The sequence below is a fragment of the Luteibacter rhizovicinus genome (assembly GCF_004342265.1).
GTDB classification, from domain to species: Bacteria; Pseudomonadota; Gammaproteobacteria; order Xanthomonadales; family Rhodanobacteraceae; genus Luteibacter; species Luteibacter rhizovicinus_B.
Genome location: NZ_SMCS01000001.1, coordinates 260,036 through 274,427, shown reverse-complemented (window position 1 = coordinate 274,427; position 14,392 = coordinate 260,036). Strand labels below are relative to the sequence as shown.

Annotated in this window: 15 protein-coding genes and 2 tRNA genes; 3 read left to right on the top strand and 14 right to left on the bottom strand. The window is 64.9% G+C overall.

The features are described 5' to 3' along the window. Window positions 1-51: 51 nt before the first annotated feature. The 9 genes from hisIE to EC912_RS01215 are packed head-to-tail and all read right to left on the bottom strand — an operon-like array spanning window position 52 to window position 7,429. On the bottom strand, window positions 52-669 hold the full coding sequence (gene hisIE, locus EC912_RS01255; RefSeq protein WP_132141333.1) for a bifunctional phosphoribosyl-AMP cyclohydrolase/phosphoribosyl-ATP diphosphatase HisIE: 618 nt from the start codon (window positions 667-669) through the stop codon (window positions 52-54). Next, on the bottom strand, window positions 666-1,436 hold the full coding sequence (gene hisF, locus EC912_RS01250; protein WP_132141332.1) for an imidazole glycerol phosphate synthase subunit HisF: 771 nt from the start codon (window positions 1,434-1,436) through the stop codon (window positions 666-668). The genes hisIE and hisF overlap by 4 nt, the downstream gene beginning before the upstream one ends. Beyond that, a complete protein-coding gene (gene hisA, locus EC912_RS01245) occupies window positions 1,430-2,191 on the bottom strand; it encodes a 1-(5-phosphoribosyl)-5-[(5-phosphoribosylamino)methylideneamino]imidazole-4-carboxamide isomerase (protein ID WP_132141331.1) in 762 nt (253 codons plus the stop codon). The genes hisF and hisA overlap by 7 nt, the downstream gene beginning before the upstream one ends. Continuing rightward, window positions 2,188-2,778, bottom strand: a complete 591-nt coding sequence (gene hisH / locus EC912_RS01240; RefSeq protein WP_132141330.1) for an imidazole glycerol phosphate synthase subunit HisH — start codon at window positions 2,776-2,778, stop codon at window positions 2,188-2,190. Before hisH ends, hisA begins: the two co-directional genes overlap by 4 nt. Beyond that, window positions 2,778-3,842, bottom strand: a complete 1,065-nt coding sequence (hisB, locus tag EC912_RS01235) for a bifunctional histidinol-phosphatase/imidazoleglycerol-phosphate dehydratase HisB (protein ID WP_132141329.1) — start codon at window positions 3,840-3,842, stop codon at window positions 2,778-2,780. Before hisB ends, hisH begins: the two co-directional genes overlap by 1 nt. Continuing rightward, entirely contained in the window at window positions 3,839-4,900 is a 1,062-nt protein-coding gene (gene hisC / locus EC912_RS01230) for a histidinol-phosphate transaminase (RefSeq protein WP_132141328.1), read from the bottom strand. Before hisC ends, hisB begins: the two co-directional genes overlap by 4 nt. Continuing rightward, complete coding sequence (gene hisD / locus EC912_RS01225; RefSeq protein ID WP_132141327.1) at window positions 4,897-6,204, bottom strand: histidinol dehydrogenase; 1,308 nt, start codon at window positions 6,202-6,204, stop codon at window positions 4,897-4,899. Before hisD ends, hisC begins: the two co-directional genes overlap by 4 nt. Further along, a complete protein-coding gene (gene hisG / locus EC912_RS01220) occupies window positions 6,201-7,091 on the bottom strand; it encodes an ATP phosphoribosyltransferase (RefSeq protein WP_132141326.1) in 891 nt (296 codons plus the stop codon). Before hisG ends, hisD begins: the two co-directional genes overlap by 4 nt. After that, entirely contained in the window at window positions 7,088-7,429 is a 342-nt protein-coding gene (locus tag EC912_RS01215; protein ID WP_132141325.1) for a YerC/YecD family TrpR-related protein, read from the bottom strand. Before EC912_RS01215 ends, hisG begins: the two co-directional genes overlap by 4 nt. 152 nt (window positions 7,430-7,581) lie before the next feature. Between EC912_RS01215 and EC912_RS01210 the strand changes: the two genes are divergently transcribed. Beyond that, window positions 7,582-8,283 carry a response regulator gene (locus tag EC912_RS01210; protein WP_165973460.1) on the top strand — a complete coding sequence of 234 codons (702 nt, stop codon included), beginning with the start codon at window positions 7,582-7,584 and terminating at the stop codon, window positions 8,281-8,283. On the opposite strand, the gene EC912_RS01205 is transcribed toward EC912_RS01210, so the two are convergent. Together EC912_RS01205 and hisS are read right to left on the bottom strand one after the other, a co-directional pair. Continuing rightward, window positions 8,271-10,175, bottom strand: coding sequence for an HAL/PAL/TAL family ammonia-lyase (locus tag EC912_RS01205; RefSeq protein ID WP_132141323.1), 1,905 nt, complete (start codon window positions 10,173-10,175; stop codon window positions 8,271-8,273). The genes EC912_RS01210 and EC912_RS01205 overlap by 13 nt on opposite strands. Window positions 10,176-10,228: 53 nt before the next feature. After that, on the bottom strand, window positions 10,229-11,611 hold the full coding sequence (hisS, locus tag EC912_RS01200) for a histidine--tRNA ligase (RefSeq protein ID WP_132141322.1): 1,383 nt from the start codon (window positions 11,609-11,611) through the stop codon (window positions 10,229-10,231). A gap of 154 nt (window positions 11,612-11,765) precedes the next feature. Here hisS and EC912_RS01195 point away from each other — a divergent pair. After that, window positions 11,766-11,842 (top strand) — tRNA-Pro (locus tag EC912_RS01195). A 91-nt stretch (window positions 11,843-11,933) separates the two neighbouring features. Here EC912_RS01195 and EC912_RS01190 read toward each other — a convergent pair. Continuing rightward, window positions 11,934-13,310, bottom strand: a complete 1,377-nt coding sequence (locus tag EC912_RS01190) for an MFS transporter (protein ID WP_243649099.1) — start codon at window positions 13,308-13,310, stop codon at window positions 11,934-11,936. A gap of 102 nt (window positions 13,311-13,412) precedes the next feature. Between EC912_RS01190 and soxR the strand changes: the two genes are divergently transcribed. Next, the gene (gene soxR / locus EC912_RS01185) at window positions 13,413-13,850 is read left to right on the top strand and encodes a redox-sensitive transcriptional activator SoxR (protein WP_132141320.1); all 438 of its coding nucleotides are present in this window, start codon (window positions 13,413-13,415) and stop codon (window positions 13,848-13,850) included. Window positions 13,851-13,930: 80 nt separating this feature from the next. Here soxR and EC912_RS01180 read toward each other — a convergent pair. Together EC912_RS01180 and csrA are read right to left on the bottom strand one after the other, a co-directional pair. Further along, window positions 13,931-14,023: transfer RNA gene (locus tag EC912_RS01180), tRNA-Ser, on the bottom strand. Between the two features lie 68 nt (window positions 14,024-14,091). Then, the gene (gene csrA, locus EC912_RS01175) at window positions 14,092-14,298 is read right to left on the bottom strand and encodes a carbon storage regulator CsrA (RefSeq protein WP_132141319.1); all 207 of its coding nucleotides are present in this window, start codon (window positions 14,296-14,298) and stop codon (window positions 14,092-14,094) included. Window positions 14,299-14,392 lie beyond the last annotated feature (94 nt).

The following is a 14,392-nucleotide window of genomic DNA, read 5'->3' as shown; positions in this document are numbered from 1 at the left end:
CTCTTGATCTCTGTGGGAGCGCGCCTGCGCGCGAAAACCTACGGAGCGATCTCAGCGAACCGGTCTGGCAGCGTGGCGTTCCATCAGCCGCCGCGCAACATCAGCCATCCCCAAACCCCGCGCCCGCAACACCACCATCAAATGAAACACGAGGTCGGCGGCTTCGCCCACCAGCGCGTCGTCATCCTCCGTAACGGCTGCAAGCGCGGTCTCCACGCCCTCTTCGCCTACCTTCTGCGCCATGCGCCGGATACCACCCTCGAACAGCGACGTCGTATAGCTGCCTTCGGGACGTTCGACGTGACGTCGTTCGACCAGCGCATCGAGTTCCGCGAGAAACCCCAGCGGCGGCGTCACGTCATTGCCGAAGCAACTCGTCGTGCCCATATGACACGTCGGACCCGCCGGCCATGCCGTCACGAGAAACGTATCGGCATCGCAGTCGAGACGAAGATCCACCAGCTTCAGCACGTCGCCCGAACTTTCGCCCTTCGTCCACAGGCGCGCCTTGCTGCGGCTGAAAAAAGTCACCAGCCCCGTCTCGCGGGTTGTCGCAAGCGCCGCCTCATTCATATAGCCAAGCATGAGCACTTCGCCCGTACCCGCATGCTGCACGATCGCCGGAAGCAATCCGTCGCCCTTGGCGAAATCCGGTGTGCTGGGAGTCATAACCTGACCTCGATGCCTTCGGCGCGTAGCGCGCGTTTCAATACGGGAATGGCGATGTCGCCGCTGTGGAAGACGCTTGCGGCCAGTGCCGCGTCCACATCGGCATCGCGGAAAACATCCACGAAATGCTCCGGCTTGCCGGCGCCACCGGAGGCGACAAGCGGTACGGTACACAGCTCGCGCGCGACCATCAGCTGTTCGAGGTCGTAACCGGCACGAACGCCGTCCGTTCCCATGCAGTTGAGTACGATCTCGCCGGCGCCACGCTCCTGTGCCTCGATCATCCAGTCCAGCGTGCGACGCGACAATGCACGTGTACGCGATGGATCGCCGGTGTACTGGCGCACGCGCCACTGACCGTCTTCGTCGCGAAGGCTGTCGATACCCACGACAACGCACTGCACGCCGAATGCCTCGGCGATTTCGCCGATCAGGTCCGGACGTTCGAGTGCCGGAGAGTTGATGGAAATCTTGTCCGCGCCCGCGTGCAATACCTCGCGTGCGTCGTCGACGCTGCGAATACCACCGGCAACGCAGAACGGTATGTCGATCGCGCGGGCCACGCGCTCGACCCAGTCGCGATCCACGCGCCGGCCTTCCGGACTGGCCGTGATGTCGTAGAAAACGAGCTCGTCCGCGCCCTCGTCGCGATAACGCAGCGCAAGATCGACGATTTCGCCAACGACGAGATGATCGCGAAAGCGCACGCCTTTGACGACCTGCCCATCGCGTACGTCCAGACAGGGAATGATGCGCCGGCTCAACATGCGCGCACCTCCGGCTGTGCGCTTACGGCGGCGAATGCATCGGGCAACGTGAAGTCGCCTTGCAGCAAGGCCCGGCCGAGAATCACTCCCGGGATACCGTGCGCCGCCAGCTCGACGATGTCGGCGATCAATCGCACGCCGCCCGATGCCTGGATAGCCAGTGCCGGCACGATGGTCCGCAGATGGTCGTACAACGCCACGTTCGGCCCCGCGAGCATGCCGTCGCGATCGATGTCGGTGCACAGCAGATGCCGCGCGCCTGCCTCGGCGTACCACGGCGCCAGTTCGTCCAGCGTGCGCGCCTCGTCTTCCGTCCAGCCCGCGCTGGGCAAACGCCAACCATCCCGCCGCCAGCGCGCATCGAGCGCGAGCGTAATGTGTTCGGCGCCATACCGCGCTATCCAACCGGCCACGCTGTCCGGATCGCGAATGGCGACGCTGCCGACCACGACGCGGCTCACGCCTGCGTCCCGAAGCCGACGGACACCCTCTTCGTCGCGTACGCCGCCACCGGCCTGCACCTGAAGTCGCCCCGCTTCGGCGATGGCGGCAATCACGGGAAGGTTCTCGAACTTGCCGGAACGCGCGCCGTCCAGATCGACGACATGCAGCCACGACGCGCCTTCGTCCGCGTAGCGCGCCGCCAGCTCGACCGCATCGAATGCGTACGTGGTTTGCTGGGCGTAATCGCCCTGGCGAAGTCGCACGACGCGACCGTCGCGAAGATCGATGGCGGGAATCGGAAGCGTCGTCATAGGGCAAGGAATCCAGCGAGAAGCCGGGCGCCGACCGAGGACGAACGCTCCGGATGGAATTGCATGCCCATGAAGTTATCGCGTGCGACCACGGCGGAGAACGGGTCGCCGTAATCGCACGAAACCAGCGTGTAATCGCCGGTCGGAACGGCATAGCTATGGACGAAGTAAGCACAGTCGCCATCGACCAGCGAGGCGGTCAACGGATGACCCCTGGTTCGTTCCAGCGTATTCCAGCCCATGTGCGGCACGCGCAGTCCCGGCTTCGACACAAAGTGCCGTACCGTAGCCGGGATGAGGCCGAGGCAAACCGTATCGCTTTCCTCGGAACGCTCGCAAAGCAATTGCATGCCCAGGCATACGCCGAGTACCGGCTGCGTCAGACCGCGCAGAACGTCGCCAAGGCCGGCCTCGTCGAGACGACGCATGCCCGGCGCGGCGGCTCCCACCCCGGGAAGAATGACATGCGACGCGGCACGGATACGCGCGGGATCGGACGTCAGTTGCGCATCCACGCCAAGGCGCTGGAGCGCATAACGCACCGAACCGATATTCGTGCCGCCCGCATCGACGAGCACGACCGTCATCAGAGCGTCCCCTTCGTGCTGGGTAACTCTTCCCCCTCGCGCCTGATGGCCTGGCGCAAGGTGCGGGCGACGACCTTGAAACAGGCTTCCACCATGTGGTGCGCGTTATCGCCATGTACCGTCAGGTGCAGGTTCGCCCCTAGCGTTTCGCAAAGCGAGCGAAAGAAATGCGGCACCAGTTCGGTGGGAATATCGCCGACGCGTTCGCGCGGAAAGCGGCCTTCGAATACGAAGTAAGGACGCCCGGAAAGATCGAGCAGCGCGCTTGCCGCCGACTCGTCCATCGGTAACGAAAAGCCGTAGCGACCGATGCCACGCTTATCCCCAAGGGCGAGACAAAGCGCCTGACCGAGCGCGAGCGCGCAGTCTTCGATGGTGTGGTGTTCGTCGACGCCGGTGTCGCCATCGCAGGAGATGTCGAGCGCGAACCCGCCATGCTTGCCGATCTGTTCCAGCATGTGATCGAAGAAGCCCAGCTCCGTGTGGGCGACCGGATCGGCGACGCGATCCAGATCGACCGTCACGCGAATCGACGTCTCGCGCGTGCGGCGCACGACTTCGGCGATACGCGGCGCATCGAGCAACGCGTGCGCGACATCCGTCCAACTCGTACCCAGCGGCCCCACGCGCAGACCGCGCACGCCGAGGTTCGCCGCGAAAACCAGATCGCTTTCGCGGTCGCCGACCATCGCGGATTGCGCACGGCTCCAGCTGTCGTCGGCAAGATAGTGCCGGGCAAGACCGACGCCGGGTTTGCGCGTATCCAGACCTTCATGGGGGAAACTACGATCGACCAGCTGTTCGCGAAACGCGATGCCTTGCGACGCGAGGATGCGCAGCAGCAACGCGTGCGGACCATCGAACGACGCCTGCGGAAAAGCCGGCGTCCCCAGACCGTCCTGGTTGGTCACCAGTACCAGTTCGTAGCCCGCCGCGACGCAACGCTGCAACGCCGCCACGACACCGGGCAGCAGGGCGAGCTTGTCGTAACTGTCGATCTGCTCGTCCGCGGGCTCTTCGATCAGACAACCGTCGCGATCGACGAATAGAATTTTCCGGCTCATGCGTCGGTCGCCTCCGGGTTGAGTATCGCCAGTACGCGGTCGTTCTCGCCCGCCGTGCCGATGGTGATGCGCAGTGCGTCGCCCAACCCCGGATAGCGCGTGAGATCGCGCACCAGCACGCCCGCGGCCAGAAGCCGCGCGTATGTTTGCGACGCATCGGCGAAACGCACGGCGAGGAAATTCGCCTGCGACGGCAGCACGGTGCGAACGCACGCCAGAGCCCCGAGTTCGCGCTGCATACGCTCGCGCTCCTGACGCACGACCACTACATGGGAATCGGACTTCACGGCACCCTCGTCGGAAAGCGCGAACAGTGCTGCGTCGACACAGGGCCGCGGCAGCGGGTACGGCGCCATGATGTGCCTTAGCAAAGCAACCACCCCGGGCCGGGCGACCAGTGCGCCCACGCGCGCGCCGGCGAGGGCCCAGGCCTTCGACAGCGTGCGCAGTACGGCGACATGGTCGAACCGGTCGATAAGGGACACGGCGCTCGATGCATGCGTGAACTCGGCATAGGCTTCATCGACGACGAGTACCGCCCGTCCTTCGAGTGCGGCAGCGATCCGTTCGATGGTCGCGGCATCGACGAGGTTGCCCGTCGGATTGTTCGGCGAACAGACGAAGACGAGCTTCGTGTTCGGTGTGACGACGGCGAGCAAGCGGTCGGCGTCGAGGCTGAAATCGGCCTCCAGCGGCGACTCGATCACCTGCGCGCCCTGAATGCGGGCGCATACGGCATACATGCCGAATGTCGGCGGCGAAATAAGTACGGCATCGGTGCCGGCACGACAGAACGCCCTCACCAGCAGGTCGATCGCCTCGTCGCTGCCACGCCCGACCAGTACGCGATCGGCGTCGACTCCGTACAACTCCGCCAATCGCGCCACGAGTGCGGGAGGCTGAGGATCGGGATAACGATTCAGTCCGTCGCCGCCGGGCGGCGCCCACGCGCTTTCGTTGGCATTGAGGAATACCGAACCGCCGCTCGCCTCCATGCGCGCGCTGGCATAAGGCGTAATGGCAAGGATATCGGGCCGGGCCAGGTCGAGGACGCTCATGTGCTTGCCTCCAGTACGGCGAGGCGCAATGTCACCGCACGGCGATGCGCTTCCAGCCGTTCGGCGGCGGCAAGCGTCGCCGCGCATGGCCCGATCGCGCGAAGACCATCCTCGGTCAGTTCCTGCACGGTGATCTGCTTCTGATAGCTGGCGACGGACACGCCGCTGAAGCTGCGCGCGTAACCGTAGGTCGGCAGTACATGGTTGCTGCCGCTGCAATAGTCGCCCACGGATTCCGGCGTCCAGGCCCCGAGAAACACCGAGCCCGCCGACATCACGGCGTCCAGCAGGGCACGCGGTTGCGCGACCTGCAGAATCAGGTGCTCCGGCGCATATCTGTTGCTGACTTCCATCGCTTCGGCGAGGTCGGCGACTTCGATCAGGCGGCTCTCGCCAAGCGCGGCGGCGGCGATGTCGGCACGCGGCAGTTCGCGGCGCTGACGCTCGACCTCGGTCGCCACGCGATCGAGCATCGATGCCGATGGACTGACCAGCAGCACCTGCGAATCGGGGCCGTGTTCCGCCTGCGACAGCAGATCGGCGGCGACGAAGATCGGGTTGGCGTCGGCGTCCGCAATGACCAGTACTTCGGAAGGACCGGCGGGCATGTCGATCGCCGCGCCTTGCGGGTCCGCCGCTACCTGTAGTTTGGCTTCGGTCACCCAGGCGTTGCCCGGTCCGAAAATTTTGTCGCAGCGTGGCACCGTGTCGGTGCCATAGGCCAGCGCGGCGACGGCCTGCGCGCCGCCGAGCTTGAATACGCGGTGCACGCCGGTCGCACGCGCGGCAAACAGCACGGCGTCGTCGCAGCGACCGTCGGCCTGCACGGGCGTACACAGAACGACTTCGCGGCATCCGGCGATGGCCGCCGGCACGCCGAGCATCAGCGCCGTGGACGGCAACGGTGCGCCACCGGCAGGCACGTACAGGCCGACGCGCTCGATGGCGCGCAGCACGCGCTCGACACGCACGCCGGGCGCGGTGTCGACAGCGACCGGCGTCGGGGCCGCCGCGCGATGAAAAAGTTCGATGCGTCCGGCCGCCTCGACGATGGCGGCTTTGAGTTCCGCGCTCAACCGGCCTTCGGCGGCAACGAATTCGGCGTCGCCGACTTCCAGCGCATCGATCTCAGCGCCGTCGTAGCGCGCGGTGAGTTCGCGCAGCGCATCGTCGCCACGCGTACGCACGTCGGCGACGATGGTTTCGACACCCTCGCGCAACGTCGCCGAGCGCGACTGCGCTGGCCGGGCCAGCGCGTCGCCACGCGCCGCTTCGTTCAGTTCGTTCCAGGCGTAACGCTTCATGCCAGCATTTTCTCCACGGGCAGTACGAGCATGTCGCGCGCGCCCGCCCGCTTCATGTCTTCCAGCTGGCGCCAGCTGACCGAACCGGCGCACAGCGCCTGCAGCACGACCTGGTCGGGCGCGCCGTCGACCTGCGTCAGCGTCGGCACGGGTGCGCCGGGGAGGAGTCGCGTAATCGCGTCCAGCGCGGCGCGCGGCGCCTGCATCAGGATGAGCCGCGAGTCGCGCACCTGGATCACGCCATCCAGCCGGCGCAGCAGCAATTCGGCGATTTCGCCACGCTCGTCCAGCGGCAATTCGGCGCGTCCCGCCAGCACCGCTTCGCTTTCCACGACAACCGCCGCTTCGCGCAGCTGATTCGCTACCAGCGTCGCACCGCTGGAAACCAGATCGCAGATCGCGTCCGCCGTACCCAGGCGCGGCGCAATTTCCACCGAACCGGCAAGCATGACGACACGCGCGTCCACGCCGTGCGCGCGCAACCACTCGCCGAGCAGCCCCGGATACGACGTGGCGATCCGTTGACCGTGCAACTGCGACGGTTCCGAATAGGCATCTTCCTGCGGCAACGCGATCGACAGGCGGCAGTGGCCGAATCCGAGCGGGCGCAGTTCGCTGAGTTCGCTCCCCGTTCCGTTGGTCAGCTGGAATTCGCGCAGCACGTTGCGGCCAACAATGCCCAGGTCGCAGACACCTTCGGCGATCAGACCGGGAATATCGTCGTCGCGCACCAGCAGCAGGTCGACGGGCTCGCCTTCGCCGAAGCAGAAGAGCTTGTCGCGGCTCTGGCGAAACTTCAGGCCGCAACGGGCGAGAAGGTCCTGCGCAGGCTCGGTGAGACGGCCTGACTTCTGCATCGCGATACGCAGGCGGTCGCGTGATTTCATACGTCGGTACTCCTGGCGGCCGGGTCCGGCAGTTCGCTTGCCCGGCGCGCGGCGGCGGCCATGTAGCCGCCATTGCCCTGGTTGAGGTAACGGGCCACCCGCCCGATCGTGGTGATGCTGACCGCGGTGCGCTCGTGGATTTCCCGGTAGGAGCGCCCCTCCAGCAGATAGGGCACCACGCTCCAGCGGTCGACCATGACTTCGATCTCCGCCGGGGTGCACAGGTCATGCAGGAAGGCTCGCATCTCCCCCACCGTCTTGAGGCCCAGCAGGGCCTCGCACAGGCTGAGTTCGGTGGAGTCGGGCGAGGTTTCGGGATCCAGGGATCGACGCTTCATAATGTACTAACGCATTAACACAGTAAGACAATCATAACCCCGACGCTCCTGCCCCGGCAAGTCCGGCCGTTCCGGCGTTTACGATTTATTCGATGGTTCGGGGCGAGACGGCACGCCAGCATGGCGTCCTCCCGTTTCCTGAGATACGTCTCATGTCGACCACCGTCATCGTCGCCGACGACCACCCGATCGTGGTCGCTGGCATAGAAGCCGCCCTTGCCGCGCATGCGTTCGAGGTCCTGGGCAACGCCCACGATCCGGATTCGCTGTTCGCCTTGCTGGCGACGACACCCTGCTCGGTTGTGGTGACCGACCTGTCGATGCCCGGCGGTGTCGAAAACGACGGCCTGGCCATGATCCGGCGGCTACGCAGGGACTGGCCGGCCATGGGTGTCGTCGTGCTGACGATGCTGACCAACCCCGCGGTACTGAGAACCCTGCTGGATCTGGGCGTGGGCGCGGTCTTCGACAAGCGCGCCAGCATGCGCGACCTGCCCGTGGCCATTCATTCGGCCAGCGTGGGACGAACCTATCTCAGCCCGAGCGTGCGCCGCCTGTTTCAGGAAGCGGATTGCGCGGATGCCAGCGGAAACCTGTTCGACCGGCTATCGCGCCGGGAGGTCGAGGTCATGCGCGTCTTTGCCACGGGCATGTCGCTCAATGAGATTGCCGCCACGATGCGGCGCAGCTTCAAGACCATCAGCCGGCAGAAGCGCATGGCCATGGTGAAACTGGGCCTCGTCAACGACGCCCAGCTATATCACTACCTTGGCAATATGAGTGCGCTGGCACTCGAGGATCCCTACTCGCCCCTGGGCGAGAAGGGAACGAAGGCCGCCAGTCAGAGCGACTGACCGGCCACCAGCTGCCCCGATGCCACCAGCTCGCAGACAAGCCGCACATCGCCGTCCATCGCACGATCGCGCTGCATGAACGAGATATGGGCACGCAGCGCGGCGAGTGCCTCGCGAACCGGCTGACCGGCGTGGAAATCGCCGGCCTCGGCAAGCGCGGCCATCAGCGCCTTCACTTCCGTTTCGAACTGAGGGTAATGCGGCGAATCCTGCCGTGGTGCGCCGGAGATTTTGCCGGCGATCGCCTGCCAGTCGCCACGTGCGGCGAGCGAACGTGCCGCGTTGAGCATGTCCTGACGGTATTCGAGCGCCTGCGCGGCCGTATAGATTTCCATCGCCAGCACATGGCCGAGGTCTTCGGTCATTTCCAGCACGTGACGCGCCTCGTTCGCGCCCATCGACACGTGATCTTCCGCGTTGGCGCTGGTCGGCACCGAATACACCGATGCCGGATGCGCACGCGTGGCGAGGTCGTTGACGAGCGCGGCGGCCGTGTACTGCACGATCATGAAACCGGAGTCGGTAGCGTCTTCGTTACCGATGAGGAACGCCGGCAGACCGTCGTTATTCGCCGGATCGACGAGCTTGGCCGTACGCCGCTCGGAGATCGACGCCAGTACCGGAATGGCTGCCTTCACGTAGCTCATGGCCAGCGCCAGCGGCATACCGTGGAAGTGGCCGGCGGAAATCACCTGGTCCTCGATGACCTGTGCGTTCTCCGCATCGGGGAATACGAGCGGATTGTCCGTGACGGCATTCAGTTCGATGTCGAACACGCGACAGGCCTGCATCCACGCATCGCGCACGGCACCATGCACCTGCGGCGCGCAGCGAAGGCAATAAGCATCCTGCGGCTGGTGTTTCTTGCCACCCTTGAACGGAAGGAAACGCGCATAGAACGCCTCCTTGCCGTGGCGCTGGGTAGCGGGCACGTAGTCCCAGCCGATGTCGAAGCGATTGGCCTGATCGGCGGGATCGGCCCACGAATCGGCCAGCCACGGACGGAAACGCGGCACCAGATGGTAGGCGATATCCGCGAGCGTCGAACCGTTCAGAAGAGCGAGCAGACGCGCGGCCGTGTCGACCTGCCCCGGATGCGGACGCAGCGCGTGGACTTCCGGCGCGTAAGCGCGCGTGCGTCCCGCGAATGCATCCAGCGTCATGGCGGCGGCCAGGTCGGCGGTCTTGATCAGCGTTTCCAGCGTGGCGAGCGCGAGCACGCCGGTGGCAAGCATCTGCGTGGTGCCGTTGTTGAGCGCAAGGCCTTCCTTGAAGGACAGACGCACGGGCTCGAGCCCCGCCCTGCGCAGCGCTTCGGCGCCGGAGATGCGTTCGCCGGCATAGAAGGCTTCGCCGCCGCCCAGCAGCACGATGGCCAGATGCGACAGCGGCGCGAGATCGCCGCTGGCACCGACGGAACCCTTTTCGGGAATGACCGGAATGACGTCGCGATTGAGCAGTTCGGCGAGCGAACGCAGCGTTTCGACACGGATGCCCGAATGTCCGCGCATCAGCGTGTTGACGCGAATGGCCAGCATGGCACGCACGACATCGACGGAGAACGGCTTACCGACGCAAACGGCATGCGTGATGATCAGGTTGTGCTGGAGTTCTTCCAGCAACGTACCCTCGCGCTTCTCCGGATTGCCGCCCGGCAGCTCGTCGCGCACGCGATGCGCGCCGAGAAGCTTGTCGGCGTTGCTGCCGAAACCGGTGGTGACGCCATAGATCGGCTCGCCGCAGCTGACCTTCTCGGCCAGGAAGTCGGCGGCGCGCTTCACTTTCAGGAGCTGCGTTTCGTCCAGGCGGATGGATGCACCGTGGCGCGCGATGGTAACGACTTGCGCGCGGGTCAGGCTGCGGCCATCGAGAAGAATGCTTTCTTGGGTCATGGGGATGCCGGGGAAGACGGTGGAGGGATGGAAGACGGTGAAGCCGGGGCGCGTCAGCGCCCCACTTCGGCCTGCGCCAGTTCCACGCGCAGGGTTTTCACCAGCGCGTCGCGGGCGACTTCGAACTGATCCTCGCGACGAAGATCCTTGACCGTCACGACACCCTTCGCGATTTCGTCTTCGCCAATGACGATGGCGAAACGGATACCCGCACGATCGGCATATTTGAACTGCTTGCCGAGCTTGCCGCCGTCCATCACCACTTCCGTGGCGATGCCCGCGTTACGCAGTTCGGTAGCGACAGCGAGATACGTCGGGATCTGCGCGGCATCCATCTGCGTCACCAGCACGTCGACCGTGCTTTGCGCGGTATCGATGAGGCCGGCGTCGCGCAGCTGCCAGTAAAGACGCGTCAGGCCAATCGAGATGCCCACGCCCGGGAGATGCGACTTGGTGTACTGACCGGCAAGGTTTTCGTAGCGGCCGCCCGAACACACCGAGCCAATGCCCTGGTGATCGTTCAGCGTGGTTTCGTACACGGTGCCCGTGTAGTAATCGAGGCCGCGCGCGATCGAAAGGTTCAGCGCGAAATGCGTTTCGGGTACGCCGAAATCGCGGATCAGGCCAAGCACTTCCTTCAGTTCCGCACGCCCCTGCTCGAACTGTTCCGAACCGGCGCCGAGGGCATCGAGCTTTTCGAACGCGTCGGCGACCGTGGCCGAACGCACCTGCACGAAAGCGAGAATACGATCGGCAACGTCGCCGGAGAGACCGAAGTTTTCGCCGGTCAGCGTTTCGCGTACGTAGCCAGGACCACGCTTGTCGAGCTTGTCGACTTCGCGCAGTACCAGCGTTTGCTGCTCCGAATCGGCCACGCCCAGGCTTTCGAAATAGCCGCGCATCAGCTTGCGGTTATTGAGCTGGATGGTGAACGCGCCGACGTCGAGTTCGCGGAAGACGCTGTAGATCACCGCCGGAATTTCGGCGTCGTAGCGTACCGAGAGCGAATCCTTGCCGATAACGTCGATGTCGCACTGATAGAACTCGCGGAAGCGGCCGCGCTGTGCGCGCTCGCCGCGATACACGCGCTGCATCTGGTAGCGGCGGAACGGGAAGCTGAGATCGTGTTCGTGCTCGGCGACATAACGCGCCAGCGGTACCGTCAGATCGAAACGCAGTGCCAGCTCCGGCTTGTCGCCCTTGTCCGCGGCGCCAAGCGCGCCCGTCGACTGGACGAAATACACCTGACGCTCGGTTTCGCCGCCGGTCTTGGTCAGCAGGACGTCGCTGTATTCGATCACCGGCGTTTCGATCGGCAGGAAGCCGAAACGCTCGTAGTTGCGACGGATGGTGTCGAGCATGCGCTGGAAAGCGATCTGATCGAGCGGAAGAAGCTCGAGTACACCGGGCATGGTGCGGGCCGGGGTGAGTGCCATGGAATCCTCTGGACTGGCGTCGGAATGCCGCGAACGCGGCAGCCGTATAGCCTAACAGATAGGCGCCCCATGGCCTTGCGCCCACCGATGTAAAAAGAGGCGCCCGACCTGTTGCCAATCCGGCGCCGGGTCACTAATATACACGGCTCGCTGTCGGGGTGTAGCTCAGCCTGGTAGAGCGCTACGTTCGGGACGTAGAAGTCGCAGGTTCGAATCCTGTCTCCCCGACCAACGAATGCTTCAATTCGTTACGAAAACGCCGGCCTTGAGCCGGCGTTCTTGTTTGTGCGTTACCTGAAAACGCCACCCCGCCCGATCGATCTCACGGCGCGTGCGTGCGCCGCGCCACCACGTTACCCAGCAATGCCAGTGCACCGGCCAGCATGAAGTTCGACAGGAAGGCCACCGTCGGCGACCACGCGAGGAACGCGGCAAACAGCGAACCGCCGACGGCCAGCGTCGTGGCTACGGTCAGGGATTCGCAAAGCTGCAGCGCGGAACTGTTCACGCCCTGCTCTTCCGGCGGCGACAGCGACAGCATCAGGACCGAAAGACTGGCATATAGCAGCCCCATGCCGAGCCCCGTCAAACCCCAGCCGGCGACCGAAACGAAGACGGGAGCCGACGGCCAGGCCGCCGTCGCTGTCGTGGCGATACCGATGGCGAGCGCCGCGGTGCCGAGGTTCAACAGACTCTGGCGCGACATCTTCGCGTAATGCCCCTGGTACCACGACCCGGAGAACCAACCCAGCGCACCGGCACTCAGGGCCATACCCGACCAGAGCGGCGACAGGCCATGCTCGCGGGAGAGCAGCAGCGGCAGGAAGGCCTCGCAGCCAAAGAACGCCGACGCGGCCAGCCCGCGCAGCACAATGACGCTGGGCAGCCCGCGCGCGGCACGCAGCGTACCGGCGGGGAGCATCCCCTTCGCACAGAAACCGAGCAGCGCCACGGCCGGCACGAGGACGGCCGCCGCCACCAGTCCGTGCTGCTGTCCGGCAACGAAGACAAGGCAAACCCCCACCGCCGCGCCGAACGCCAGCAGAACGGGGCGAAGGGACGACTGGCGCGCCGCCTGTACCGCCGGCATGGCCCGCATGGCGGGGCGCAAGATGGCGGCGGCTGGCACAGCCAGCAGCGGCACGGCGAGGAATACCCAGCGCCAGCCCACGTGCTCGACAATCAAACCGCTGAGGGCCGGCCCGATCATCGACGGCACCACCCAGCCCGCCGAGAAGGCGGCAAAAATCCGGGGGCGCAGCGATTCGGGGTAAAGCCGCCCGACGATGACGTACAACGCCACCGACATACCGCCAGCCCCCAGGCCCTGCACCAGGCGGCCGAGAAGAAGGGTCGACATGTTCTGTGCCAGCCCCGCCAGCAACAGGCCGGCGACGAAGCAGGAAAGTCCGCTCCATAACGGAAGCGACGGACCATGCGTGTCCGCCCAGCGCCCGGCCAGCGTCATACCGATGACGCTCGTCGCCAGCGTGCCGCCGAAGGCCAGCGCGTACAGTTTCAGGCCGTCCAGCTCGCGCGCCACGGTCGGCATCGCGGTGGTGACGGCCAATGCCTCGAACGCGATCAGCGAGATCAGCGCGACCATGCCCAGCGTGGCGGCGCGATAGCGCGGCGAAAGCACGGAATCGGTCGGCGCGGCATCCTGCAGCGGGGAAAGTATGGAATCTGAAGTACTCACGTTCATGCATTGTCCCTTGGAATCGGCGACAGCGCCACGGCGGGTTGCAGCGACGGGTCGAGGCATGCAGGATGCAACCTCAACCAAACTTCAGGTCAAGCCATGCAGGAACTGAGCGTGGGCGAAGCGGCGAGCCGCAGCGGTGTCGCGGTGTCGGCACTGCATTTCTACGAAAAGAAAGGATTGATCCGCAGCCTGCGCACCGCCGGCAATCAACGGCGGTATGCGCGCGACGTTCTGCGCCGACTGGCGGTTATCCGCGTCGCACAGCGCGTCGGCATTCCATTGGAAGCCGTAAAACGCGCTTTCGCGACACTGCCGGACGAGCGCACTCCGACGCGCGCCGAATGGGCACGCATGTCCGCCGCATGGCGCGAGGAACTAGACCTTCGCATCGAACAGCTGAACCTGCTGCGCCATCAACTGACCGAATGCATCGGCTGCGGGTGCCTGTCGCTGCAACGTTGCCGACTGGCGAATCCGGGCGACGTGCTCGCAACGGAAGGCGATGGGCCGCGACGCTGGCTGTCCCATCCATAAAATCCATGTCGAAAATTCGCGACTCGAAACGTGCTTCGCGCACAAACGAAAACGCCCCATAAAGGGGCGTCTTCGTAAACTGGCGGAGAGAGAGGGATTCGAACCCTCGATAAGGCTTTTGACCCTATACTCCCTTAGCAGGGGAGCCCCTTCGGCCTCTCGGGCATCTCTCCGTATTTTTTTTCGCAATCAACCGCGATGAGCCGGCAAGGATACTTGCACAGGCTCCGATCGTAAAGCCTTATTGATCTTCGTGATGGTCGCCCGGCGGCTCGGACGGATCGTTCTCGTTCTTGATGCGCTGGTAGATTTCTTCGCGATGCACGGCAACGTTCTTAGGCGCGTTGATACCGATGCGCACCTGATTACCCTTGACGCCCAGCACCGTGACGGTCACCTCGTCGCCGATCATCAGGGTTTCACCGACCCGGCGGGTCAGAATCAGCATGATTGATACTCCATAAATCAGGTATTGGCTTCCCACCCAACGGACGTCACCCCGAGTGCGGACGTTGGTGGATCGACATCTCGTCCATCGAAGG

Excerpts from the sequence above, each read along its gene's own strand:
- hisIE (WP_132141333.1), bottom strand. The coding sequence starts at position 669 with ATGACTCCCAGCACACCGGATTTCGCCAAGGGCGACGGATTGCTTCCG.
- hisF (WP_132141332.1), bottom strand. The coding sequence starts at position 1,436 with ATGTTGAGCCGGCGCATCATTCCCTGTCTGGACGTACGCGATGGGCAG.
- hisA (WP_132141331.1), bottom strand. The coding sequence starts at position 2,191 with ATGACGACGCTTCCGATTCCCGCCATCGATCTTCGCGACGGTCGCGTC.
- hisH (WP_132141330.1), bottom strand. The coding sequence starts at position 2,778 with ATGACGGTCGTGCTCGTCGATGCGGGCGGCACGAATATCGGTTCGGTG.
- hisB (WP_132141329.1), bottom strand. The coding sequence starts at position 3,842 with ATGAGCCGGAAAATTCTATTCGTCGATCGCGACGGTTGTCTGATCGAA.
- hisC (WP_132141328.1), bottom strand. The coding sequence starts at position 4,900 with ATGAGCGTCCTCGACCTGGCCCGGCCCGATATCCTTGCCATTACGCCT.
- hisD (WP_132141327.1), bottom strand. The coding sequence starts at position 6,204 with ATGAAGCGTTACGCCTGGAACGAACTGAACGAAGCGGCGCGTGGCGAC.
- hisG (WP_132141326.1), bottom strand. The coding sequence starts at position 7,091 with ATGAAATCACGCGACCGCCTGCGTATCGCGATGCAGAAGTCAGGCCGT.
- EC912_RS01215 (WP_132141325.1), bottom strand. The coding sequence starts at position 7,429 with ATGAAGCGTCGATCCCTGGATCCCGAAACCTCGCCCGACTCCACCGAA.
- EC912_RS01210 (WP_165973460.1), top strand. The coding sequence starts at position 7,582 with ATGTCGACCACCGTCATCGTCGCCGACGACCACCCGATCGTGGTCGCT.
- EC912_RS01205 (WP_132141323.1), bottom strand. The coding sequence starts at position 10,175 with ATGACCCAAGAAAGCATTCTTCTCGATGGCCGCAGCCTGACCCGCGCG.
- hisS (WP_132141322.1), bottom strand. The coding sequence starts at position 11,611 with ATGGCACTCACCCCGGCCCGCACCATGCCCGGTGTACTCGAGCTTCTT.
- soxR (WP_132141320.1), top strand. The coding sequence starts at position 13,413 with ATGCAGGAACTGAGCGTGGGCGAAGCGGCGAGCCGCAGCGGTGTCGCG.
- csrA (WP_132141319.1), bottom strand. The coding sequence starts at position 14,298 with ATGCTGATTCTGACCCGCCGGGTCGGTGAAACCCTGATGATCGGCGAC.